We start from the raw sequence: 23,318 nt of genomic DNA, 5'->3' as shown, positions 1-23,318 counted from the left end.
CGACGACGGAAGGCGTTGTGAGCGTTAACCCGTTAACCCACAGCCACCAGGCCGGCGTGCCCCCCCGGCGCCCCGGAGCCGTCCCGCAGCGCCCCCGCGACGGTCATCCCGGCGAGCGCAACGCTCGAGGAGCTGTGGGCGGCCCGCTCGGCGATCGCCGAGAAGTATGTCTCGCGCCGGCGCTGGGCCACGCCGTCGGGCTGGGCGGGGGTCGGGACCATCGCCGGGTCGAGGTGGGTGTTCATGCCGTCGCGCAACAGCAGCATCGCCTCGGCGCGCAGCTGGCTGACGCGGGATTGAGTCACCCCGAGATCCTTGGCGATGTCGGTGACCGACCGGTCGTGGAAGAACACCTGCTCGACGACGGTGCGCAGCCGCTCGGGGAGCGTCTCGACGGCCGCGGTGAGGTAGCGCAGCCGCTCGTCGACGATCACGGACTCCTCGGGACCGATCCCGCGGGCCGGCAGCACCTCGGCGAGCGCACCGTCGTAGCCCTCGAGGCTGAGCACCCGGGTCGCAGCGTGCTGCCGGGCGGTGTCCACCTCGCTGACCTCGACGCCGAGCGCGGCCGCGACCTCGTCACGGGACGGAGCCCGTCCGAGGTTCGCGGTCAGCTCGTCGGCCACCGTGGTGAACTGACGGGCGCGTTGCCGGGCGCCCCGGGTGACCCAGTCCATCGAGCGGAGCTCGTCGACCATCGAACCCTTGATCCGGATCGAGGCGTAGCGGTTGAAGGGGACCCCGGTCGTGGCGTCGTAGGCTCGGGCGGCTTGGACCAGGGCCAACGCCCCGGCCGAGGCCAGATCGTCTCGCGATACGTGGTTGGGGACGCGCATGAGCATCTCGCTGACGTGATAGCCGATCAGCGGGAGGTTCTGTGTGACCAGCTGGGTCTGGTCGGCGTCCATGGGCTGCATATGAACCAATATCAGGGGTGAAACCGATTTGTTCAACCATTGACCATCGTTTTCACCCGCTCCGATCCACAGTCGGCGTCAGATAGCAATGGGGAGAAGTACCCATCAGTGCCGCGTCCCGTTGACAGCGTTTTCACGCCATCTCCCTCCCACCAGCACAAACGCCGACCGGAGCCCCCATCGCCGCTCCTCGAGGGGCGTCCTATCCTGATCTCAGAAGAGATCTCGGGCCAGATGTGACACACACGATGCTGTCGTGGATGACACAGGTGAGATCGGCGGCATGGAAACCTCATGGACTCGCGTCGTCGTCCGATGTGAACCGTGTGCGGATCCTCATACCGTCTACCAACGACAAGGAGCGAAGCCCTCATGACCCTTCAAGCGCTGACAAGCGTCCTCTGGCGCGAACGCCAGCTCCTTGAGCTGCTGCTGTTCAAACTCGAGGAGGAGCAGCTGCTCCTGACCAGCGGCAAGACCCGTTGGCTCGGCCATGCCACCCGCGAGGTGGAGAACGTCCTTGAGCAGATCCGCGAGGTCGAGCTCGGCCGCTCCGTGGAGTCCGACGACGTCGCCCGCAGCCTGGGCCTAGAGCCCGGCCGCACCCTCCACGAGCTCGCCGACGCGGCCCCGGCCCCGTGGGACGAGCTGTTGCGCGCCCACCGCCAGGCCTTCCTTGAGCTGACCACCCAGATCGACTCCCTCGCAGCCGGCAACCGCGAGCTCATCTCGACGTCGCATCGCGCCACGCAGGAGGCCCTCGCCAACCTCCACCACGACTCCCAGACATATGACGCCACCGGCTCGACCGCCCAGCGCGAGGTCGCGGCTCGTCTCCTCGATCAGAAATTCTGAGAACCTATGAGCACCTTCTCCGGACTGTCCACGGCCCTCTCCTCCCTGACCACGCAGCGTCAGGCTCTGGAGATCGCCGGCCAGAACATCGCCAACGTCAACACCGTGGGCTACACCCGGCAGCGGTTGGACACGGCGTCAGTCGGCGCCGGTCAGGGTGCCACGCTCTTTTCTCAGGGCAGCCTGATCGGCAACGGCGTCCAGGCCACCGGGGTCTCCCGGCTCGGTGATCTGTTCATGGACGCCCGGGTGCGCACCACGACCTCCTCGGCGTCCTACCTCGCCGCGCGCACCGACGCGTACAAGCGCCTCGAGTCGACGATCGCCGAGCCCGGGGACAACGGCATCTCCAAGCAGCTCGACGACTTCTGGGCGACCTGGCAGGACATGGTCGCCTCCCCGGGCAGCGCCGCCGTCGGCCAGGTCCTCCTGGAGGGCGCGAACTCGGTCCAGCGATCCATCGCCACCGGCTACTCCGCGGTCGTCACCCAGTGGGACCAGACCAGGTCCAAGGCGGACATGCTCGTCTCCGACATCAACTCGGCTGCCTCCGCCGTCGCCGAGCTCAACGAGAAGATCCGGTCGATCTCGGTCTCGGGTGGCAACGCCAACGAGCTGATCGACCAGCGCAACCTCCTCACCACGTCCCTCTCCGCGCTCGCCGGGACCACGGTGCGTAACCGTGAGGACGGGACGGTCGACGTCAACCTCGCCGGCAACCCCCTCGTGTCCGGGGTGACTGCCAACAAGATCAAGCTGGTGGGCAGCACCGAGATGCTCGGGGCCACCGGCACCGACGCGGATCCGGTCCGTGTCGAGTGGGACCGAGTTCCCGCCGGCACCCCGGCCGCGCTCGAGGGCGGGGAGCTTGCCGGGGCGCTCAGCGTGCTGGCCCCCTACAACGACCAGGGAACCGGTGGGCTGCTGGCCCAGGCGGCCCAGTCGTACAACGCCCTGGCCGACAAGCTGAGGGACACCGTAAATGCGATCCACAACATCCCGGTCGCGTCGGGCGGGACCGGTGTCGACTTCTTCTCGATCGACGCCGGCTCGCCCGCCGCACTCGGCCTGCGGGTCGCCATCACCGACACGACCCAGATCGTCACCGGCGACCCGGCCAAGGGCGCGAAGGACAGCTCGATCGCCGACAAGATCTCCCAGATCGGCGAGTCCAAGGACAGCCCCGACACCGTATGGTCAACCTTTGTGGTCGCGACCGGCGTCAAGGCGAAGGCCGCCCTGCAGAGCGCGACGGTCTCGGAGGCGGCCCGGATGACCGCAGAAAGTCTCCAGCTGTCCCAGACCGCGGTGGACCAGGACGAGGAGAGCATCAACCTGCTGTCCTTCCAGCGCGCCTACCAGGGCGCGGCCCGTGTCATGACCACGATCGACGAGATGCTCGACCAGCTCATCAACCGAACAGGAGTCGTTGGCCGATGATCACCCGCGTCACGCACCAGTCCACCCAGCGCACCTCCCTGGCCAACCTGCAGGCCAACCTCAGCAAGATGTCGGACCTGCAGGCCCGGGCCTCGAGCGGGAAGCTCATCACCAAGGCCTCCGACGACCCGGCCAAGACAGCCGATGCGATGGCCCTGCGCAAGGAGCAGCGCGCCTCGACCCAGTATGCGCGCAACGCCCAGGACGGCGTGAGCTGGTTGACCGCCGCCGACACCGCCATGAGCACGTCGCTGGGATTCCTGAACCGTGCGCGCAACCTCGTCGTCCAGGGCTCCAACACCGGTGCGCTCGGCCCCGAGGGCCGCGAGGCGCTCGCCGTCGAGCTCGAGGGCATCTCGAAGGCCCTCGCCGCCCAGGCGAACACGACCTTCCTCGGCCGTTCGATCTTTGCCGGCACCGCTGACGGACCTGCGTTCACCGAGACGACGCCGGGCGTGTACGAGTTCACTGATCCCAAGGGAATCGTCGAGCGCCGGGTGGGTGCAGGCACGACCGTACGGGTCGACACCGACGGCGGCAAGGTGTTCGGCACCAATTCAGACCCCGCTGGCGTGGACCCGACAATCTTCGCGGTGCTCACCGACGTCGCCGACAAACTCCGCAAGAACGAAGACGTCTCCGGCGCCCTGGCCACGATCGACACCCGCCTCTCGGGGATGCTCAGCCAGGCCGCGAGCATCGGCGCGCGCACCAACCAGCTCACCTCGGCCCAGGAGAATCTGACGAACAAGATCATGACCCTCAAGAGCGACATCTCCGGGGTCGAGGACATCGACCTGCCCCTGACCATCATCGAGCTGCAAATGCAGGAGGTCGCCTACAAGGCGGCCCTCGGCGCGACTGCCCGCGTCCTGCAGCCCAGCCTGATGGACTACCTGCGGTGATCACCGAGGTCCACTTCGTCGAGAAGCTCCCCGGGCTGTCGGCCGGGATGCACTTCTCCCTCGCCTCGCTCGACGACAACGGGCTGCTGTTCAGCCTCCGCGGCACAGGGGACGACCCGACCCGGCTGTTCCTCGTCCAGCCCGGCCCGTACTTCGAGGAGTACACGCCGTCGCTCGAGGCATCGTCGCTCGCGGCCGTCCACCTCGATGGCGGCACCGACCCGCGCTGCGCGGTCCTGGTCATCGTCACCCCACGCACCGACGCGGCCCCGGCCACGGCAAACCTCCTTGCCCCCGTCATCCTGAACACCGAGACCGGAGACGCGCTCCAGGTGATCCTCGAAGGAACACCCTGGCCCCTGCGCGCCCCGTTCGCCGCTGCCTGAACGTCCCGCTTCCCCGCCGGCCCGGCGCCACATCACCCGAGGAAATCATGGACCACACGAGATCGCTGCCACAGTCCCCGACCATCGACCTGGGAACCCGGCCCGCACAGCACGCCGCCGCATCCGCCCCGGTCTTCAGTCGGTTGGCGATCGTCGACCGACGGCGTCAGGTGCTCGCGTATGCCCTGCCCATCGTCAACAGCCTCGATGCCTCCCCCAAGGAGATGACTGAGGCGCTGCACCTGGCCTATCGCACGGTCGATCTCGCGAAGTATGTCGCCGACCGCCCGGCCTTCATCTGGGCCACGGTCGACATGCTCTCCGGCGAGGCCTCCATCCCGCCCAGCGGCGGCGGCGTCGGACTCCTCATCCACCCGAGCGAAGCCCTTCGAGCGGACGGTGCGGAGAACATCATCGCGCTGTCCGAACGCTCGATCCGCACGATCCTTGTCGACTTCACCGACCAGCCAGGCCAGCGCGCCCTGCTGCCCTTCGTGTCCCACGTCATGATCGACATCGGAGTCAAGGGCCTGGACGTCGCCACCCTCGTCGAGATCGCCCACAACGCCGGTGTGTCCGTCATCGCCGAGAACGTTCATGGCAAGTTGGGCCCTGCCCGCGCCTGGGACCTCGGCGTCGACTACATCATGGGGTCGATCTACCAGCACGAGAAGCCTCAGCAGAAGCGCAACCTCGACGCCGGAGAGATCCAGTGCCTCGAGACCGTCCGACTGCTCGCCGCCTCCGACGTCGACACCGGCCGGATCGCCGAGGTGCTCTCGAGCGACCCCGAGATGACCGTCCGGGTGCTGCACCTGGTGAACTCGGTCGCGATCGGCCTGCCACAGCGGGTGGACTCGCTGCACCGCGCGATCATCATGCTCGGACCCACCCGCCTGACCACCCTGGTCATGGCGTCGCTGATCAGCTCGCGCGTGCAGCAGATGGACGCGTTGTGGTACCTGCTCGCCCGCGCGGCAGCCTGCCGGGAGCTCATCGGGGACGACACCGGGTACACCGTGGGCCTGCTCTCGGCCTTCTCCGAGGAGACGGGGATCCCGGTGGGCGTGCTCGTGGAGAAGTCTCTCGTCTCGGCCGAGGTCGCCGACGCGCTCGAGAACTACGAGGGGCCCCTCGGCGCGGCTCTGGCTGCCGTCATCGCTCACGAGCAGGGCGACATCGCCGCCATCGTCGAGACCGCCTGGACCCCTGACCAGGTGGCGCGTGCCTACCTCACGGCCCTGCCGTGGGCGCTCGAGACGGTGCGCCAGCTCAACCTCACCTGAGCGGGTCAGCGCCTCTCGTCCCAGACCCGCTCAGCCATGAGCTCGGCGCTGCGCGTCACGTCGCGCAGCGCCAGCTCGATCAGGTATCGATCGCCCCACCGTCCTGCTGCCTGAGCGAATGCCTGGGCCCGGGCAGCGGGCGGGGCGCCGGCTCGCACGTGCACGGCCGAGTCCGGGCTGACCCACCAGTCGACGTCACGGCCGTCCACGCTCAGCTCGGTGTGCTCGGTCCAGGTCGCCGGGAGCCCGGGCACCAACGCAGGGATCCACGCCGGGACCGGGTGCTCCGTCGAGGGTGCCTGCGGGTCGAGATCGCCGTGCACGGTGACGGTCGACGAGTCCGCGACCGCGCAGTCGAGCGCGGCGGCCACCGCCGCGACGGACTCGGGGTCGACGACCGGGACGACGGCTCGGACCTGCACCCACATCGGCCCGTCCGTCACGAGGACGTCCTCGGCCGCGACGATCCGCGCGGACAGTCCCTGCACGGCGACGACAAGCTCAGGCAGCGGATCAAGCTCGAGCCCCGCGCGGCACGACCGCTCGAACGCGGCCCATACGATCCGTGCGACAGGCATCGGCACCACGCGACCTACGCCACGCTCGTGCGCCCCACCCTGATACTCCTCCCCGTCGCGCAGTCCGTCGAAGAAGCCGAACCAGGTGGCGGGGTCCGCCGTGGTGAGGAGCTGGGCGAGGTCGTGCAGGCTCGCCACCCCCCCGAGCGCACGGACCAGGTCCGCGTCGGCGACCTCCGCCAGCTCGTCGGGGACGGGGGGCAGCACCGACCGGAGCCCCACGTCGTCCGCCGCGGACGCAGTCGCTGCCCAGGGCGCTCCGAACAGGTCACGCAGGTACCAGGCCGTGTAGGACAACGCCTGCCCGGGCAGGCCCTCCTCCTCGCGGGGCACCGGACCCGGCGCGGCGTCGTGCACGGCTCGCACGGGAGCCAGCACGGCCCGGCGCAGCCCGCTGTCCCGGGTGAAGGCATCGAGCACCGCGCCCCAGGAGTCGTCGGCCACGACGTCGAGGTCGGCGACGATGCTCATCTGGTCGATCCTGCGGTGCTCGCCGAGCACCGCGCACAGATAGTCGTCGTAGTCGGCCCAGCCGGGGTACGTCTCGTCCTCATCCAGCCGGCCGGTCTCGTGGGACACCTCCCGGACGGCGAGGTCAAACCGCACCCCGACCACCCGGGCCACCTCAGCCGTCAGAACGTCGATCCCGTGGGCGTCGACCGCCGCCAGGTCCAGGTGCTCGTCGGCCCAGCTGCCCGGCCAGGACAGCTCAGAGGCCCGCTGCCACACGCCCTCGTCGCTGGGCAGCGGCAGGTCACCGAGCCAGCCCGGCATCCCGTCTGGACCGACCCGGTTCTCCCGCGCGACGCCGGCGACGAGCCCGTACAGGGCCTCGACCTCCTCGGGTGCGTCCCGCGCATCGACGTCGGAGTCGAGCAGCTCGTCGCCGACGCGCCGCGCGGCCAGCTCGACCGCCGCGAGCCCCAGCACGGCCGGGTCGTCGTCCGGCACGGCGCCCAGGCGGAGCAACAGCGGGTGCGCGGCGTCGGGATGGACGCGGTGCACCCCCTCGATCCGGCCCGCGCGCAGGGCAGGGCCCATGACCAACCCGCGCGGCCCGCGCGCGGTGCCGCCGCCCTCGAGAGGGACGAGGATCGCGGTGAGCGCCTCTCGCACGGCGCGGTCAGCGACGTAGGGCGCGAGGGCGTCGTACAGGTCGTGCCACTGGCGCGGACGCAGCCCGTCGGGGAGCGCGTCGACGACGTCAGCCAGGCTCATCATCTGGGCGCCGAGTCGGCGGATGGCTGCGCGTCGGCTCCGGTCCACCTGCACGACGCCGAGCCCCGTCGGCTCGAGGGCGGTCACCAGCGCGTGGCTCACCTCGTCCTCGATGACGACCGTGTCCTGGGCCAACTGGCCCGCGACGACCGGCGCGCGCCGCAGCGCGTCCTCGGCAGCCGCGCACAGCTCGCCGTCCAGACGCCCCCGCGGCAGCCCCGTGGGCACGAGGTCGAGCGGCTCGGGGACCCCCAGCGCGAGCACGGCGTAGGCCTCACCGGCCTCCCGAACCAGGAGCCGGGTGAGCTCAGCGTCAGCCACGTGGCGGCGGGAGGGGTCGAGCGGGAACGTGGCGAGCAGGATGGCGGGGAGGGACAGCGGCTCGTCGGTGGGCGTCGGGGCGCGGACCACCTGGTCGACCAGCGGTCTGCCCGGGTGGTCGAGGTCGCGCGGGTAGGCCCAGGTCAACGTCCAGCCGGCACGGCTCCGCTCTTCGACGGGCCGGTCGCGCAGCATCTCAGCCGGCGCGACGCCGCTGCGGGTCACCGCGATCCACCGCGCCCCGACATCGCTGAGCTCGCGGTGGCCGCGGTCGTCGTCGACGTGCACCGAAGCCAGGGCGGGCAGCGCGAGCAGGAGGGTGTCGTCGATCGCCGCGAGCTGGTCCCGGACGGCGGCGATCGCCGCAGCGTCGCGCAGCTCGAGGATGACGACGGTGTCGTAGGAAGCGAGGTCGACGTCAGAGGAGGCAGCAGGCGCGGTGTCGAGCTGCCCCGTGTGGGCGGGCGCCGGGAAGGGGACCCGGAGGATCGGCACGGTGCCGGCGCGGGCCGCGACGTGCTCGGTGAGCACCCCGAGCGGGGCGAGGGCGGCCGTCGTTGCCGCCAGGGAGAAGCGCACCCCGCCGCTGCGGGAGGACACCGTCACCTCGTCGGACACCGCGCGCACCGCCGCGAACCCGACGCCGAACCGGCCCACCGTCTCGACCTGTGCCGTGGGGGGTGCGGTGGCTGATGCAGTGAGGGACGCGGTGGGCGACGAGGCGACGGACGACGGCGCGAGCGTGGCGGCCGGGGCCGTCTTGGCCGAGGCGCGCAACGAGGCGAGGGAGGCGACTCCGTCCGCATCGAGCCAGGCGCCGGTGTTCGCCGCCACGAGCCGGGTGCCGCTGTCATCCTCGACGAGCCGCAGCGCAAGGCGTCCGGGGACACCGGCCCGGGCTGCGGCGTCGGCGGCGTTCTGGGCGAGCTCGACGATCACCCGGTCGCGGTAGTAGCCGGTCGCGTGGTCCTCTTCGGTGTTCGCGTCCTCGCGGAACCGTGCCGGTGACCTCTCCCAGGCGTTCAGGACCGCCGAGCGCAGCTCAGCGGTCCTGAACGGGTCGGTCGTCACTGCTCGGGCGCCGGGCCCTGCTCGGCTGCGGGGGCCTGCTCGGCTGCGACCGCGTCGTCGGCTCCGTCGGTGTCGACAACAGCGTCGGTCTCCGGCGGAAGCGGCTCGACGATCTCGAGCTTCATCTCGTTGATCACCGGGTCGGAGTCCGGCCAGTCCGTGGGGTGGGCGGGCACGTCGGTCTCGGAGTGGGCGCCGCAACCATGGTCGAGGGAGACCACGCGGCCGTCGTCGGGCGACCACTCGTTGACGCACACGCCGAAGACCTGGCCCAGCGCGCCCTGCAGCGGGACGATGAAGCCACAGGATCCGCAGCCGGCTGCGGCCTGGATGGCCCCCGGCGTGGTCGGGCCGTGGGAGCCTTCGTACCAGCGTTGTGCGGCCGCCTCGCGCCCCTCAGGAGAGAGCACGCGGACGCGGGCCAGGGCCAGCTCCTCGATCGCGACGCGGTCCTGCTCCTCGTCGCCGGTCGGCGTGTAGCCGGGCTCCAGGCGCGGGTCGTCGGCCTGGAAGGGCAGCACGTCGCCGGGGCCGATGTCGCCGGGGCGCAGGCGCTCCGACCACGGCAGCCACTCGGGGGCGAGGATCGCGTCGTCGCCGGGGAGCAGCGCGACCTCGCACACCGTGGCGTTCTTGGCCCGGGGGGCCCGGGCGAGGGTGACCGTCCAGTGCCAGCCTCGGTAGCCGCGCATCGTGCACGCGAAGCTGTGCGAGACGAGACGCTCGGCGTCGGTCGTGGCACCGAGGTGCTCACCGACGTCGGAGGCGTGCTCGGCCGATTCCTGGGCAGCGTGGAGTGCAACCTCGACCGCCCCCAGGAGGACGGCGTCCGGCTTCGGCCGGGACACCCGCGTGCGCGGGGCCGGACCGGTGGCAGTTGCTGCTGACATGTGTTCTAAGCCTCGATGTCGTCCGCGACAGCTCGGAGAACGGTTGCGACCATCGACGCTGCCGTCTTCTCCGGGTAGCGCCCCCGTCGCAACGAGTTCCCCAAGCCGTCCAAGAGTTTGATGAGATCCTCGACGATGACCGCCATGTCGTCAGCGGATTTGCGCTGCGCCTTGGCGACCGAGGGCACGGGGTCCAGGAACTTCACGGAGAGGGCCTGCGGGCCCTTGCGTCCGTCAGCGACGCCGAATTCGACCTTGGCTCCAGGCTTGGGCGCCGTGATGCCCTCGGGCAGCGCGGAGGCGTGCAGGAACACCTGCTCGCCGTCGTCGCCAGCGATGAAACCGAAACCGCGTTCTACATCGAAGAACTTGACCTTGCCGGTGGGCACGTGAGACCTCGGAGTGCTCGTCGGGATGTGACTTCACAGGGTATCGGGCCTACGCCCGACAGTGAGTCTCGCTCATTATCCGTGCCGAACGGTCCAGTCGCCTAACCGGCGCCTCCAACGGCGCGGCGCGGCGGCCGTCGAGGCGCGCCGACGACCGGTCAGGGACGCCCCAGACCGAGGTAGGTCCACCCGGCCCGGCGCCACCTCGCCGGGTTGAGCACGTTGCGTCCGTCGATGACTACGGGGGTCCGCACGAGCTCGGCGGCATCGTAGGGATCCATGACCACGTACTCACGCCACTCCGTCGCCAGGACGACCAGGTCCGCGTCGCGCAGGGCATCCTCGGCCTGCTCGGCCTGGCTGAGGGCTGGGTGCAGGCGGGCGAGCAGCGGCAGCGCCGCCGGATCGGTCACGACCACATCCGCCCCGAGCCCCTGCAACCGGGTCGCGATGTCGACAGCGGGCGAGTCGCGCAGATCGTCGGAGTGCGGCTTGAAGGCCGCGCCCAGCACGGCGACCCTCGCCCCGACCAGGCGCTCCCCCAGCACCTGCTTGGCCAGGTCGACCACCCGGTCCCGCCGGCGCAGGTTGATCTTGTCGACCTCACGCAGGAATCCCACGCTTTCGTGGGCGCCCAGCTCCTCGGCGCGGGCGGTGAACGCCCGGATGTCCTTGGGCAGGCACCCGCCACCAAAGCCGATCCCGGCCTGCAGGAACTTCTTGCCGATGCGGTCGTCCATCCCGATCGCGCCGGCAAGCTGGGTGACGTCGGCGCCGGTCAGCTCGCAGATCTCCGCCATCGCGTTGATGAAGGAGATCTTCGTGGCGAGGAAGGAGTTGGCGGCCACCTTGACCAGCTCGGCCGTGGCATAGTCGGTGGTCAGTCGCGGGATCTGTCGGCGGAGCTGGTCGGCGTAGACGTCGTCGAGGATCTCCTGCGCGGCAGCTCCGTCCTCGCCGTCGGGCAGCCCGTAGACGATACGGTTCGGCGTCAGGGTGTCCCGTACCGCGTAGCCCTCCCGCAGGAACTCAGGGTTCCAGATCAAGGTGGCACCGACGGCCTCGACCAGCGGGGCGAGACGCGCGGCCGTCCCCACGGGCACGGTCGACTTCCCCACGACCACGGCGGTGCGGCCGCTCGCGGCCACGAGCGCCGCCACCGAGCGGACCGCGTCGTCGACAAAAGACAGGTCTGCGGCGTTGCTGCCGGGCAGCTGGGGGGTTCCGACGCAGAGGAAGAAGACGCGGACCCGCGCCGCTTCCTCGAGGTCCGTGGTGAAGGTCAGCCGCCCCGAGGACAGGGCACGGCCCAGGAGCTCGGGGAAGCCTGGTTCGTGGAAGGGCGCCCGTCCAGCCGCCAGGGCAGCGATCCGCCCGGGGTCCAGGTCCACCCCGACGACGTCGTGCCCGAGGTCGGCCATGCAGGCCGCGTGAACCGCACCAAGATACCCACAACCGATCACGGCAATTCTCACGAGCACACCGTAACCCAGGCATTGCTGGCGCACCGGAGGAACGCCCCTACCGCCGGAGGGCGATCGAGGACGTAGGGTCACTGACGTGGTGACGTTCAGCGACTGGCTCTGTGCGCGCTCCGACGCGGAGCTCGTGGCGCTGCTGTCCCACCGCGCGGATCTCGCTTCGCCGTCGCCGTCCACCCTGCTCTCCCTCGCGGCTCGGGCGACCAGCCGCGCGAGCCTGCAGCGCGCGACGACCGCGCTCGACGCCGCCCACCTCATGGTCCTGGAGTCCGTGGCCGTGCTCGACTCCCTCGGGGAGATCGTCACGACCGAGCGCGTCGTCGCCGCGATCGCCGCAGAACCCGCGATCGCCAACGACGCCACCACCATCCCCACCCTCCTCGAAGACCTCACCGACACGGCCCTCCTCTGGCAGAGCCACCCCGGGATCTACCGTCCCGCTCCAGGTATCGAGGAGACCCTCGACGCCTACCCCGCCGGCCTCGGCCCCGCGCTGCTACCCCGCGACGGCCGCCCAGACACCGCGATCCTGCAGGCGCCCGACGCCCCGGCCGGTGCCCGCGCCATCCTCGCCGCCCTGCAGTGGGGGCCCCCGGTCGGGCGGATCCCGTCCGCCTCCGACAGCCCGACCGCCGCCGCCATCGGGTGGCTGATCGACCGGGGCTTCGTCCGCCAGGTCGATGCCCACCACGTGATGCTGCCCCGCGAGATCGCGCTGGACCTGCGCTCGGGGCGCACCCACCGGGGGCTACCCCCCGCGCCCGCGCTTCCGGAACCGACCCTGACTCAGGCCACGATCGACGCCGAGTCCGCCCGCGCCGCCCAGGAGATCGTCCGGAGGGTCGCCGAGGTCATCTCCACCTGGCAGGTCGCGCCGGCTCCGGCTCTCAAGGCCGGCGGCCTGGGGGTCCGCGAGCTACGCCGCCTCGCCCAGCAGCTTGAGGTCGACGAGCTGACGACGGCCTTCGTCGTCGAGCTGGCCCTGATGACCGGCCTGGTCACGAGCGACGGCGCCGACCCCGCTTCCTTCGCGCCGACCGTCGAGGCCGACGAGTGGCTCGCGGCCGACCTCCCCGCCCGGTGGGCCGCACTCGCATCTGCCTGGTGTCCCTCGGCCCGGGCACCCTGGCTGGTCGGATCGCGCGACGACCGCGGCGCCCTGCGCAGCGCCCTGGAACCGGAGCTGCACCGGATGTGGGTCCCGCGGCTGCGCTCCGAGCTGCTCCGGGTCCTCGCCCAGGCACCCCGTGCCGCGGTCCACGCCGACGCGGTCGTCGCCGTCCTCACCTGGCGGTCCCCTCGTTCGGTCCCCCCGCACGCGGCCGTGGTCGCGCTGCTCCGCGAGGCGAACCTGCTCGGTATCACCGGCGCCCATTCGCTCGCCATCGGCGGCCACGTGTTGGCCGCAGCCCCGCCGCTCACCGTGCCCGACGACGCCACGCGCCTCGCCCTCGCCGGCTCGCTCACCCAGACCCTGCCCGAGGCCGTCGACGAGCTCCTGCTGCAGGGCGACCTCACCGGGATCGTGCCGGGCCGTCCGACCCCGGAGCTGGAGGCGTTGCTCACCGAGTCCACCGAGGTGGAGTCCCGCGGCGCGGGAGTCACGGTGCGGTTCACGGCGGCATCCGTCACCCGTGCGCTCGACGCGGGGCGCACGGCCGACGAGCTCCTCACCGAGCTGACCCAGCACTCCCGGGCCGCGATCCCCCAACCCCTCGACTACCTCGTCCACGACGCCGCGCGCCGGCACGGCCAGGTGCGTCTGGGCGTCGCCGCGAGCTACGTCCGCGTCGACGACCCGGTCCTCCTGGCCGGCCTGGTCGACGACCCGAAGCTCGCCTCCCTCGGCCTGTTCTCCCTCGCCCCCACCGTCCTGGCGGCCACGGCCCCGGCCGCGCAGCTGCTCACCGCGCTCCGCGAGCGCGGCCTGGCGCCCGCGATGGAAGACCCCGACGGGAACGTCGTCTACGCCGACCTCCGGGCCGCGTACGTCCGCCTCCCCACGCGGCGCGGGCGGCGCGCCGGTCAGCACTCCCGGTCGGTCGACGGCTCCCCCGAGCGTGCTTTGAGCGCCCCCGAACGGACCGAGCGTCTCCGGGGCCTCGTCGCCCGGCTGCGGGAGCAGAGCCACCTCACCCAGGCACGGCGCACCCAGGGTGCGCCGTCTCTCGCGGCCATCCCTGCGGCGTCGGGCACGGGGGGTGGTCCGGGAACATCCGACCCGCTCGTCGCGTTGGGACTGCTGCGCGAGGCGGCGGCCGACGGTCGTGAGGTGTGGCTTGACATGGTCGGGCCCGCGGGAGGCATCACCCGGCGCCGGGTCCGCCCGCTGCGGATCGATGCCGGACGGCTGCGCGCCGTCGACGTGGCGCGTGAGTCGGAGATCACCGTCGCGGTGCACCGCGTGGCCGGCGTCGAGCATGTCGCCGAATCCGACTAGTAGTACGGAGCGTTTCCTAGATGTCTGACGGCCCGCTGATCGTCCAGAGCGACAAGACCCTGCTCCTCGAGGTCGACCACCCCCTGGCCGACGCCGCGCGGCGTGCGATCGCGCCCTTCGCCGAGCTTGAGCGCGCTCCCGAGCACGTTCATACGTATCGGTTGACCCCGCTCGGACTATGGAATGCCCGCGCCGCCGGGCACGACGCCGAGCAGGTCGTCAACGTGCTGCTCGCCTTCAGCCGGTATTCCGTGCCGCACGCGCTGCTGGTCGACGTCGCCGAGACGATGTCCCGGTACGGGCGGCTGCAGCTGTCCAAGCACCCCGTCCACGGGCTCGTGCTCACCTCGACGGACCGCGCCGTGCTCGCCGAGGTGCTCAAGTCCAAGCGCACAGCCGGGCTGGTCGGTGACCGCATCGACGAGGACACGGTCGTCGTGCACGCCTCCGAGCGCGGGCATCTCAAGCAGGTGCTGCTCAAGCTCGGCTGGCCGGCCGAGGACCTCGCCGGGTACGTCGACGGCGAGAAGCACCCCATCGCGCTCAGCCCGACCGACCCCGCCCACGGGGACTCCCCGTGGGAGATGCGGCCCTACCAGGAGCACGCGGTGGACGGGTTCTGGCATGGCGGGAGCGGCGTCGTCGTGCTGCCGTGCGGGGCCGGGAAGACGATCGTCGGCGCGGGCGCGATGGCGAGGTCAGGGACCACGACGCTCATCCTCGTGACCAACACGGTCTCGGCCCGGCAGTGGCGCGACGAGCTGCTGCGCCGCACGACGCTGACTTCGGATGAAATTGGGGAGTATTCCGGGGCGCGCAAGGAGGTGCGCCCCGTGACGATCGCGACGTACCAGGTGCTCACGACGAAGCGGAAGGGCGTCTACACCCACCTCGAGCTGCTCGACGCACGCGACTGGGGCCTGGTCATCTACGACGAGGTGCACCTGCTGCCCGCGCCGATCTTCCGGATGACCGCCAATCTGCAGGCCCGCCGCCGGCTCGGGCTGACCGCGACGCTGGTCCGCGAGGACGGGCGCGAGGACGAGGTGTTCTCGCTCATCGGGCCCAAGCGCTACGACGCGCCGTGGAAGGACATCGAGGCGCAGGGGTACATCGCCCCGGCCGACTGCGTCGAGGTCCGCCTGACTCTGCCCGAGCGCGACCGCATGCTCTACGCGACCGCTGAGCCGGAAGACAAGTACCGCCTGGCTGCGTGCGCGCCGGGCAAGAACGCTCTCGTCTCCCAGCTGGTGGCCCAGCACGAGGGCGAGCCGACGCTCGTGATCGGGCAGTACATCGACCAGCTCGAGGAGCTGGCCGACCACCTCGGCGCGGACATCATCACCGGCGCGACCCCGGTCCGCGAGCGCCAGCGGCTCTTCGACGCCTTCCGCACCGGGGAGATCACCAAGCTCGTGGTGAGCAAGGTCGCGAACTTCTCGATCGACCTGCCCGAGGCCTCGGTCGCCATCCAGGTGTCGGGGTCCTTCGGCTCGCGCCAGGAAGAAGCCCAGCGGCTGGGGCGGATCATGCGCCCCAAGACCGACGGGCGCACGGCCCACTTCTACGCGATCGTCTCCCGGGACACGGTCGACCAGGACTTCGCCGCCCACCGCCAGCGCTTCCTCGCCGAGCAGGGGTATGCGTACCGCATCGTCGACGCGGACGACCTCACGGTGGGGTGACGGCGGCGCGAGCTCCGCCGGCACTGCCCCCTCTGCACCCCTCCCCCCTCCCCTCTTGCGGTCCCCCTCCCCTCGCCCCCTCCCCCCTCGAACTCGTGAACGGACCGTCGAACTCGTGAGCTAGGGCGCTCGCGCGGTGAGAGACGGCCGTGGCTCACGAGTTCGCGGGGCGATTCACGAGTTCGGCGACGGGACCGGCGTCGGGCACTCGCTGCCGGCACCGTACGGGCGGGACCGGGCGGGTGAAACGTCCGTGCGGGTGGCGCTTTGGACCGGGGTGGTTGAGGATCGCAGTGTGCTCATTCGCTCGTCCCCGACAAAGAAGTCCCTGCTCATGCGCCTGTTCGCAGGGGCACTGCTGAGTTGCGCGCTGCTCGTCGGCCTCCTTGCGGCTGGCGCCCCGTCCGCCCACGCGCAGGCCCCGATGAACGTCCCGGGTGAGATCACCGACCCGGCCGGCGCGCTCACCGACACCTCCGCTGTCCAGGCCGCGCTGGACAAGCTGCGCGGGAACACGGACATGCAGCTCTTTGTCGTCTACGTCGACACCTTCGACGGGCTCAGCGGCGAAGACTGGGCCAACCAGACCTACAAGCTCTCCGGCATGGGGGTCGACGACGCCCTCCTCGCCGTCGCGACCGACGACCACCGCTACGGGCTCGTGATCGACCTCGACGCCCCGATCACCGACGCCCAGTTCGACTCCATCTCCCGCGCCGTGGAGGAGAAGCTTGCCGTCAAGGACTGGGACGGCGCGGCGATCGCCGGCGCGGACTCCATGCGCGGCGCTCTCGGCGGCGGGGGCGGCACGAGCGCCTTCACCGTCCTGCTGATCGGCGGTCTGGTCGTCCTCGTGATCGTGGCCGTCATCCTGTGGCGGTCGAGCCGCAGGCGCGCCTCGGCAGGCAACCCGGCCGAAGGCCAGCTCTCGACCCTCTCGACCGTCGACCTCAACCGCCGCGCGAGCAGCGCGCTCGTCGCGATCGACGACGAGCTCAAGACCGCGGAGCAGGAGCTCGGCTTCGCCCAGGCCCAGTTCGGTGATGAGGCGACGAAGGACTTCGCCGCCACGCTCGAGCAGTCCAAACAGCGCGTGACCAGGGCATTCAGCCTTCGCCAGCAGCTCGACGACGAGACCCCCGAGGCCGAGCCCCAGGCCCGGCTGATGATGGCCGAGATCATCACGATCTGCTCCGACGTCGACGCCGCCCTGGCCACCAGCTCCAAACCCTTCGACGACCTGCGCGACCTCCAGGCCAAGGCCCCGGACCTGCTGGCCGCGGCCGGGCGCGACATACCGACCGTCCGCGCCCGCATCGAGGGGGCCCGCGCCGCGCTGACCGGCCTCGCCCTCACCTACCCGGCCACCGCGCTCGCGTCCGTCTCGACCAATCCCGACCAGGCGACCCAGCTGCTCGACGCCGCGGCTCAGGCCGTGGCTGCCGGCGAGGCGGACGTCGCCTCCGGTGACCGCGCGTCCGCCGTCGCCCAGCTACGGGCCGCGACCCACGCCGTCGGGCAGGCGGTCACGCTGCTCGACGCCGTGGACCGCGCCAGCAGCGACCTCGCCACGGCCGCACCGCGCCTCGACGCCGCACTCGCCTCGATCCAGTCCGACCTCGCCGACGCGCGCACGATCGGTGCGGGGGACCCTGCTGTGACCGATGCCGCGGCCCGGGCGCAACAGGTCATCGCGGCAGCCCAGGGCGCCCGCACCGGAGGCGATCCACTCGCGGCTCTCGCCGCCCTGGCCGACGCCGAGGCGAGCCTGGACTCCGCCCTCGCACCCTCGCGAGAGGTCGCCGAGCAGCAGACCCGGGCTGCGGCGCTGCTGCGGGAGGGCCTGGGCCGGGCCGAGTCGCAGATCCGTGCGGTCAACGACTTCATCGACACACGCAAAGGGGCCGTCGGACCCGAAGCACGCACCCGGCTGTCCGAGGCGATTCGCCTGCTCGGGGATGCGCGTTCGCTCGAGGCCTCCGACCCGGTCGCGGCGCTAGACGCCACCCGCCGCTGCGAGCAGCTCGTCCAGTCCGCCCAGCAGCTGGCCCAGTCAGACGTGCAGAACTGGGAGAACCAGCAGCGCGGCGGCGGTGGTGGAGGCGGGTCGAATATCGGCGGCATGGTGCTCGGCGGCATCCTCATCGACTCGATCCTGCGCGGAGGGGGCGGCTTCGGCGGGGGCGGCGGCTTCGGCGGCGGGTCTCGTGGTGGCGGCTTCGGCGGGGGCGGCGGCGGCCGGAGCGGTGGCAGCCGAGGAACCCGCAGCCGAGGTGGCAGGTTCTGACCGCGACCTAGGTGCGACAGCACCAGCTCCAGACACGAGGTCCCGGCCTCGACCACTTCTCGATCCACGTGAAACAGCCCACACGCGGATCGTCAGCTCGACGGGCGCACACCAGAAGAAAGGCACTCCCATGGCACAGAAGCAGAGCATCTTCGGACGCGTCGCCCAGCTCGCGAAGGCGAACATCAACGCCCTCCTCGACGGCGCCGAAGACCCGCAGAAGATGCTGGACCAGCTCATCCGCGACTACACCAACAACATCGCCGAGGCCGAGGACGCCGTCGCGCTGACCATCGGCAACCTGCGCCTCGCCGAGCAGGACTACAACGAGGATGTCACGGCGGTCCAGGACTGGGGCACCAAGGCGGTGGCCGCCTCCCAGCGCGCCGACCAGCTGCGGGAGGCGGGAAACACGGCCGACGCCGACAAGTTCGACAACCTCGCCAAGATCGCGCTCCAGAAGCAGATCGGCGCCGAGACCGAGGTGCGTCAGGCCGAGCCGCTCATCACCTCCCAGCGAGAGACGGTCGACAAGCTCAAGTCCGGTCTCGCGCAGATGAAGGACAAGCTGGGCGACCTCAAGTCGCGTCGCGACTCCCTCGTCGCCCGGTCCAAGACCGCCGAGGCGCAGCAGTCCGTGCAGGGTGCGCTCAACTCGATCAACGTCCTGGACCCCACGAGCGAGATCTCCCGCTTCGAGGACAAGGTGCGCCGCGAGGAGGCCAAGGCGATCGGCCAGGCCGAGGTCGCGGCGTCGTCCCTCGACGCCCAGTTCGAGGACCTCGAGGCGAGCAGCGCACAGATCGAGATCGAGGCGCGCCTCGCCGCGCTCAAGACGGGCAGCTCCGCGGGCGCCCCGCAGATCACCCCGACCCCGGTCACCCCCGCGATCGAGCAGGCCTGACTCCGCCAGGCCGCCATCCCGCCGCCAGGCCGGCATCCGCCCGCCGGGCTCAAGCTCCCGCCGAGCAAGCTCAAAACCGCTGAGTGCGGTCGAATGGCTGCCAGATGTCCGATCTGTCCAGCCATTCGACCGCACTCAGCGGTGTTTTTGAGGCCGTGTTTTGGTGCGGTGTTTTTGAGGCCGGGCTACACCAGGGCGAGGGGCGCGCGGACGGCGGCGACGAGGCCGGCCACGACCGCCTGGCCGGTCCGGGCCATCCGTTCGGCGGTCTCGCGCACGTCGGCGCCACCGGCCAGGTCCTCGACCTCGAGCCAGCTCGCCAGCACGTCGGCGGACGTCTCAGCGCGGAACTGGACGCCGAGCGCCGAGCCGACCCGGAAGGCATGGAAGGGATACATGTTCGACGACGCGAGCCAGAGCGCGCCGTCGGGCAGCTCACTGACCGCGTGGGCGTGCATCGAGGGGACGAGGCTCGCCCGTTCTCCGGCCTGCGCCACGGACCGGGCGAGGTCGCCCAGGACCGGGTCGGTCATCGCCTCCGGGCGCCAGAAGACGCGAACCGGTCCGGTCTCGGGCCCGGGCGGGGCGTCGACCGTGACCTGTCCGCCGCCGGCGACGGCGAGGAGCTGGGCACCCAGGCCGATGGCCAGGGTGGGCACGCCCGCCGTCGCGGCTGCGAGCACGAGCTCACGCAGCGGGGCCAGCCAGGGGGTGGCCGCGTCGTCGTAGGGCGACATCCGGCCGTCGAGCACGATCAGAGCGGCGCCGAGGCCATCGGCTGCGGGGAGCGGCTCGTCCTGGTCGGCGCGCACGACGCGCACGCGCAGCCCGGCGTCGGCGAGCTGGTCACCGAGCGAACCGAGCGGGAGGTCAGCAGAGCTCTGGATCACCGTCACGTCAGTTGACGTCATCTCATCGTCCTTGGAGTGCTTGGAGGGAGGGAGAATCGACGGTCAACGACGGTGGCGACCGCTCGCCTCACGGCGAGTTCATCTCCGAACGGTACGTCCCCGCGGCCACAACGCCCAAATACCGACCGGACATATCCCCGTGGGCGGCCGCGGTCTGGGCTCCACACGGCGGATACACCCTAGAGTGGAGCCATGTCCGGCTCAGATTCACGCGCTCAGCGCCCCACGTACCTGCTCGTCGACGGTGAGAACATCGACGCGACCCTCGGGATGAACGTCCTGGGCCACCGGCCCAGCCCCGAGGAACGACCCCGGTGGGACCGCATCGCAGAGTTCGCCAGTGCGGTCTGGGACAACCAGCCCGTCAACCCGCTCTTCTTCCTCAACGCGTCCTCCGGCCAGATGCCCATGCCCTTCGTGCAGGCGCTGCTCGCCATGGGCTACCGCCCGATCCCGCTCGCCGGTGCCAGCCACGAGAAGGTCGTGGACATGGGTATCCAGCGCACCCTCGAGGCCATCGCCGACGTCGACGGCGACGTGCTGCTCGCGAGCCACGACGGCGACTTCCTGCCCCAGGTCGAGGCACTGCTGGACGGCACGCGCCGGGTCGGCATCCTGTGCTTCCGGGAGTTCGTCAACAGCAAGCTCGCCGAGCTCAGCGGGCGCGGGCTGCAGTTCTACGACCTCGAAGAGGCCGTCGGGGCGTTCACGACGGCGCTGCCGCGCGTGCGCATCATCCCGATCGAAGAGTTCAACCCGCTGCGCTACATCTGACCACCGAGCCACAGTGGCACCGCGGCCGGTCCGGCCGCCTCCTGGGTCGACGCTGCTCACGCAGCGCCGACCCAGCCGCCTCTCAGGCGATCCTCAGAAATACGCCGCACACTGGATCCATGACCGAACCCGAAGCGCGCCTCGTTGTTGTCGATGACGAGCCGAACATCCGAGAACTCCTCGCGACCTCGCTGCGCTTCGCGGGGTTCGAGGTCTTCGCGGCCGAGGACGGCATGAGCGCCCTCAAGCTTGTCCGCGACACGAAGCCCGACCTCATCGTGCTCGACGTCATGCTGCCTGACATGGACGGGTTCACCGTGACCCGGAGACTGCGCGAGAAGGGCCTGCACATGCCCGTGCTGTTCCTCACCGCGCGCGACGACACCCAGGACAAGATCACCGGACTGACCGTGGGCGGCGACGACTACGTCACCAAGCCGTTCAGCCTCGAAGAGGTCGTCGCCCGGATCCGGGCGGTGCTGCGCCGCACCCACCCCACGCCGGTCGACGACGCCGTGCTGCGCTTCGCCGACCTCGAGCTCGACGACGACTCCCACGAGGTGCGCCGAGCCGGACAGGTCATCGACCTGTCCCCGACCGAGTTCAAGCTGCTGCGCTACCTCATGCTCAACCCCGGCCGGGTGCTGTCCAAGGCCCAGATCCTCGACCACGTGTGGCAGTACAACTGGGGTGGGGACGCGAACATCGTCGAGTCTTACATCTCCTACCTGCGCCGCAAGATCGACAACGCGCCGCTCCCCGACGGCACGCTGCCCGAACCTCTCATCGCGACCAAGCGCGGCGTGGGCTACATGCTGCGGCAACCGGCGGCGAAGAAGTCCACGTGAGCAGCTCCTCCCGACACCTGCCACCCGTCCCGCCGCCCCCAGAACCGGCTCCTTCAGAACTGGCTCCGTCAGAACTAGGTGCGACGACGCCGCAGGGCGCCTGGGAGGCCAGCGCGGGCGCCGGCCTCCCTGCAGTCCCGCCACCGCCGCAGCCGCCCACGACGGGGGACGCCGGCGGCCAGCACGTCGGACCGATCCGGTCGTTCTGGGTCCGCACCCCGCTGCGGGTGCGGCTCGTGGGGATCGTCACGCTCGTGCTGCTCGCGGGTCTGGGCATCTCCGTCGTACTGACCACGACGGTCCTCTCACGCTTCCTCGTCGACCAGCTGGACACGCAGCTGACGACCGCCGCGCAGCAGCGCTTCAACCAGACGCTGACCCAGTACACCGACTCTGAACAGCTCCTTCAGCTCCTGCCGAGCGACTTCTACATCGCGATCTACCCGGTCAACGACGAGCCGCGCGTCGAGGTGCAGGCCCAGACGATCGAGAAGTACGGCATCCCGAAGATCACCGCGTACACCTTCACCGACGCCAACCGCCCCACGAGACCCTTCACGACCTCCTCGGTCGATGTGCACGGCGCCGGCGACGCCGGGACGCAGTGGCGGGTGCTCGCCGGGTCGGTCGAGGTGAACCGGACCAAGGTGGCGGACGTCTACGTCGCGCTGCCCCTGACCACGGTCGAGAGCACGGTCGGACAGATCAAGCAGATCCTGCTGCTCAGCGCCCTCGCGATCACGGTGGTCGGGGCCGCCGTCGGGCTCCTCGCGGTGCGACGTTCGCTGCGCCCGCTCGGGGACATCGAGCGCACTGCCGCGGCGATCGCCGAGGGCGATCTGAGCCGTCGCATCCCGCAGGGGCCCCTGTCGACCGAGGTCGGCAGCCTCGCCCACTCCCTCAACGTCATGCTGTCCCAGATCGAGCAGGGCTTCGCGGCCCGCGAGGCATCCGAGGCGCGCATGCGCCGCTTCGTCTCGGATGCGAGCCACGAGCTGCGCACCCCGCTGGCAACCGTCCGCGGGTACGGCGAGCTCTACCGGATGGGGGCGCTGACCACACCCGAGGCGATGGACGACACCATGCGCCGGATCGAGGACTCCGCCAAGCGCATGGGCACCCTCGTGGAGGACCTGCTCCACCTGGCTCGCCTCGACGAAGGACGCGCCATCCAACGGGTCCCCGTCGACCTGACCGTGCTGGCTGCCGACGCCGTGAGCGACCTGCACGCCCTCGACCCCTCCCGCCCGGTCCGCCTGGCGCCGCTCACCCCCGGTGCGCCGATGGGGCCGTGCCTGGTGATCGGCGACGACGATCGTCTCCGCCAGGTATTCGCCAACCTCGTGGGCAACGTCGCGATGCACACCCCGACCGGCTCCCCGGTCGAGGTCGCACTCGGTGAGGTCACCACGGACGGCCGTCGGTGCGCCGTGCTCGAGGTCCGTGACCACGGGCCGGGCATCTCCGACGCCGACGCTGAGCGCATCTTCGAGCGGTTCTACCGGGTGGACTCCTCCCGCAACCGCACCTCGGGGGGATCGGGCCTCGGGCTGGCGATCGTCGCCGCGATCGTGGGCAGCCTCGAGGGGACCGTGAGCACCGCGTCGACCCCCGGCGGCGGCCTGACCGTGCGCATCTGCCTGCCCGCCGCCACCCCGGGCAGCGCTTCCGTCGCCGAAGAGTTACCATTGCCGGTCGTCTGAGAATCACCGTGGAGGTTCGCCTCCACACG

At 71.0% G+C, this 23,318-nt stretch carries 18 protein-coding genes; 12 read left to right on the top strand and 6 right to left on the bottom strand.

Translation table 11 applies throughout. The annotated features are described in order from the left end of the window. Window positions 1-32: 32 nt before the first annotated feature. The gene (locus BLQ50_RS10265; RefSeq protein ID WP_245701089.1) at window positions 33-917 is read right to left on the bottom strand and encodes a sigma-70 family RNA polymerase sigma factor; all 885 of its coding nucleotides are present in this window, start codon (window positions 915-917) and stop codon (window positions 33-35) included. A gap of 372 nt (window positions 918-1,289) precedes the next feature. Between BLQ50_RS10265 and flgN the strand changes: the two genes are divergently transcribed. The 5 genes from flgN to BLQ50_RS10240 are packed head-to-tail and all read left to right on the top strand — an operon-like array spanning window position 1,290 to window position 5,789. Next, the gene (gene flgN / locus BLQ50_RS10260) at window positions 1,290-1,772 is read left to right on the top strand and encodes a flagellar export chaperone FlgN (RefSeq protein ID WP_093183443.1); all 483 of its coding nucleotides are present in this window, start codon (window positions 1,290-1,292) and stop codon (window positions 1,770-1,772) included. Window positions 1,773-1,778: 6 nt separating this feature from the next. Continuing rightward, window positions 1,779-3,212: a flagellar hook-associated protein FlgK gene (gene flgK, locus BLQ50_RS10255; protein WP_093183441.1), complete on the top strand. Its 1,434-nt coding sequence runs from the start codon at window positions 1,779-1,781 to the stop codon at window positions 3,210-3,212. Further along, the gene (gene flgL / locus BLQ50_RS10250) at window positions 3,209-4,117 is read left to right on the top strand and encodes a flagellar hook-associated protein FlgL (protein WP_093183439.1); all 909 of its coding nucleotides are present in this window, start codon (window positions 3,209-3,211) and stop codon (window positions 4,115-4,117) included. Before flgK ends, flgL begins: the two co-directional genes overlap by 4 nt. Continuing rightward, complete coding sequence (locus BLQ50_RS10245; protein ID WP_093183437.1) at window positions 4,114-4,503, top strand: flagellar assembly protein FliW; 390 nt, start codon at window positions 4,114-4,116, stop codon at window positions 4,501-4,503. Before flgL ends, BLQ50_RS10245 begins: the two co-directional genes overlap by 4 nt. Before the next feature lie 47 nt (window positions 4,504-4,550). Continuing rightward, window positions 4,551-5,789, top strand: coding sequence for an EAL and HDOD domain-containing protein (locus BLQ50_RS10240; protein ID WP_093183435.1), 1,239 nt, complete (start codon window positions 4,551-4,553; stop codon window positions 5,787-5,789). Window positions 5,790-5,794: 5 nt separating this feature from the next. Here the strand turns inward: BLQ50_RS10240 and BLQ50_RS10235 are convergent, their stop codons facing one another. From BLQ50_RS10235 to BLQ50_RS10220, 4 genes are all read right to left on the bottom strand, one after another. After that, window positions 5,795-8,977 carry a hypothetical protein gene (locus BLQ50_RS10235; protein WP_093183433.1) on the bottom strand — a complete coding sequence of 1,061 codons (3,183 nt, stop codon included), beginning with the start codon at window positions 8,975-8,977 and terminating at the stop codon, window positions 5,795-5,797. Next, on the bottom strand, window positions 8,974-9,867 hold the full coding sequence (locus BLQ50_RS10230; protein ID WP_093183432.1) for a DUF3027 domain-containing protein: 894 nt from the start codon (window positions 9,865-9,867) through the stop codon (window positions 8,974-8,976). The genes BLQ50_RS10235 and BLQ50_RS10230 overlap by 4 nt, the downstream gene beginning before the upstream one ends. A gap of 5 nt (window positions 9,868-9,872) precedes the next feature. Then, entirely contained in the window at window positions 9,873-10,256 is a 384-nt protein-coding gene (locus tag BLQ50_RS10225) for a cold-shock protein (protein ID WP_093183430.1), read from the bottom strand. 158 nt (window positions 10,257-10,414) lie between these two features. Further along, the gene (locus BLQ50_RS10220; protein WP_093183788.1) at window positions 10,415-11,731 is read right to left on the bottom strand and encodes a UDP-glucose dehydrogenase family protein; all 1,317 of its coding nucleotides are present in this window, start codon (window positions 11,729-11,731) and stop codon (window positions 10,415-10,417) included. 85 nt (window positions 11,732-11,816) lie between these two features. Here BLQ50_RS10220 and BLQ50_RS19215 point away from each other — a divergent pair, with 85 nt between their 5' ends. From BLQ50_RS19215 to BLQ50_RS10200, 4 genes are all read left to right on the top strand, one after another. Beyond that, window positions 11,817-14,177: a helicase-associated domain-containing protein gene (locus BLQ50_RS19215; protein ID WP_093183428.1), complete on the top strand. Its 2,361-nt coding sequence runs from the start codon at window positions 11,817-11,819 to the stop codon at window positions 14,175-14,177. Window positions 14,178-14,197: 20 nt separating this feature from the next. Then, window positions 14,198-15,862, top strand: coding sequence for a DNA repair helicase XPB (locus tag BLQ50_RS10210; protein WP_093183426.1), 1,665 nt, complete (start codon window positions 14,198-14,200; stop codon window positions 15,860-15,862). A 295-nt stretch (window positions 15,863-16,157) separates the two neighbouring features. Beyond that, window positions 16,158-18,149: a TPM domain-containing protein gene (locus BLQ50_RS19210; protein WP_093183424.1), complete on the top strand. Its 1,992-nt coding sequence runs from the start codon at window positions 16,158-16,160 to the stop codon at window positions 18,147-18,149. A 130-nt stretch (window positions 18,150-18,279) separates the two neighbouring features. Then, complete coding sequence (locus tag BLQ50_RS10200) at window positions 18,280-19,053, top strand: PspA/IM30 family protein (RefSeq protein ID WP_093183423.1); 774 nt, start codon at window positions 18,280-18,282, stop codon at window positions 19,051-19,053. Between the two features lie 185 nt (window positions 19,054-19,238). Here the strand turns inward: BLQ50_RS10200 and BLQ50_RS10195 are convergent, their stop codons facing one another. Continuing rightward, window positions 19,239-19,964: a type 1 glutamine amidotransferase gene (locus BLQ50_RS10195; protein ID WP_093183421.1), complete on the bottom strand. Its 726-nt coding sequence runs from the start codon at window positions 19,962-19,964 to the stop codon at window positions 19,239-19,241. A 192-nt stretch (window positions 19,965-20,156) separates the two neighbouring features. Here BLQ50_RS10195 and BLQ50_RS10190 point away from each other — a divergent pair, with 192 nt between their 5' ends. The 3 genes from BLQ50_RS10190 to BLQ50_RS10180 all read left to right on the top strand — a co-directional run bounded on the left by BLQ50_RS10190 (window position 20,157) and on the right by BLQ50_RS10180 (window position 23,289). After that, a complete protein-coding gene (locus BLQ50_RS10190; RefSeq protein WP_093183419.1) occupies window positions 20,157-20,738 on the top strand; it encodes an NYN domain-containing protein in 582 nt (193 codons plus the stop codon). Window positions 20,739-20,857: 119 nt separating this feature from the next. Beyond that, on the top strand, window positions 20,858-21,586 hold the full coding sequence (locus tag BLQ50_RS10185) for a response regulator transcription factor (protein WP_093183417.1): 729 nt from the start codon (window positions 20,858-20,860) through the stop codon (window positions 21,584-21,586). Next, entirely contained in the window at window positions 21,583-23,289 is a 1,707-nt protein-coding gene (locus tag BLQ50_RS10180) for a sensor histidine kinase (protein WP_245701088.1), read from the top strand. Before BLQ50_RS10185 ends, BLQ50_RS10180 begins: the two co-directional genes overlap by 4 nt. Window positions 23,290-23,318 lie beyond the last annotated feature (29 nt).

Source organism: Sanguibacter gelidistatuariae, assembly GCF_900096585.1.
In the GTDB taxonomy this organism is placed as follows: domain Bacteria; phylum Actinomycetota; class Actinomycetes; order Actinomycetales; family Cellulomonadaceae; genus Sanguibacter; species Sanguibacter gelidistatuariae.
The sequence above is the reverse complement of the archived record's forward strand: the minus strand, read 5'-3'. Positions and strand labels throughout refer to the sequence as shown.

Excerpts from the sequence above, each read along its gene's own strand:
- BLQ50_RS10210 (WP_093183426.1), top strand. The coding sequence starts at position 14,198 with ATGTCTGACGGCCCGCTGATCGTCCAGAGCGACAAGACCCTGCTCCTC.
- BLQ50_RS10230 (WP_093183432.1), bottom strand. The coding sequence starts at position 9,867 with ATGTCAGCAGCAACTGCCACCGGTCCGGCCCCGCGCACGCGGGTGTCC.
- BLQ50_RS10200 (WP_093183423.1), top strand. The coding sequence starts at position 18,280 with ATGGCACAGAAGCAGAGCATCTTCGGACGCGTCGCCCAGCTCGCGAAG.
- BLQ50_RS10265 (WP_245701089.1), bottom strand. The coding sequence starts at position 917 with ATGCAGCCCATGGACGCCGACCAGACCCAGCTGGTCACACAGAACCTC.
- flgK (WP_093183441.1), top strand. The coding sequence starts at position 1,779 with ATGAGCACCTTCTCCGGACTGTCCACGGCCCTCTCCTCCCTGACCACG.
- BLQ50_RS10195 (WP_093183421.1), bottom strand. The coding sequence starts at position 19,964 with ATGACGTCAACTGACGTGACGGTGATCCAGAGCTCTGCTGACCTCCCG.
- BLQ50_RS10185 (WP_093183417.1), top strand. The coding sequence starts at position 20,858 with ATGACCGAACCCGAAGCGCGCCTCGTTGTTGTCGATGACGAGCCGAAC.
- flgN (WP_093183443.1), top strand. The coding sequence starts at position 1,290 with ATGACCCTTCAAGCGCTGACAAGCGTCCTCTGGCGCGAACGCCAGCTC.
- flgL (WP_093183439.1), top strand. The coding sequence starts at position 3,209 with ATGATCACCCGCGTCACGCACCAGTCCACCCAGCGCACCTCCCTGGCC.
- BLQ50_RS10240 (WP_093183435.1), top strand. The coding sequence starts at position 4,551 with ATGGACCACACGAGATCGCTGCCACAGTCCCCGACCATCGACCTGGGA.
- BLQ50_RS10190 (WP_093183419.1), top strand. The coding sequence starts at position 20,157 with ATGTCCGGCTCAGATTCACGCGCTCAGCGCCCCACGTACCTGCTCGTC.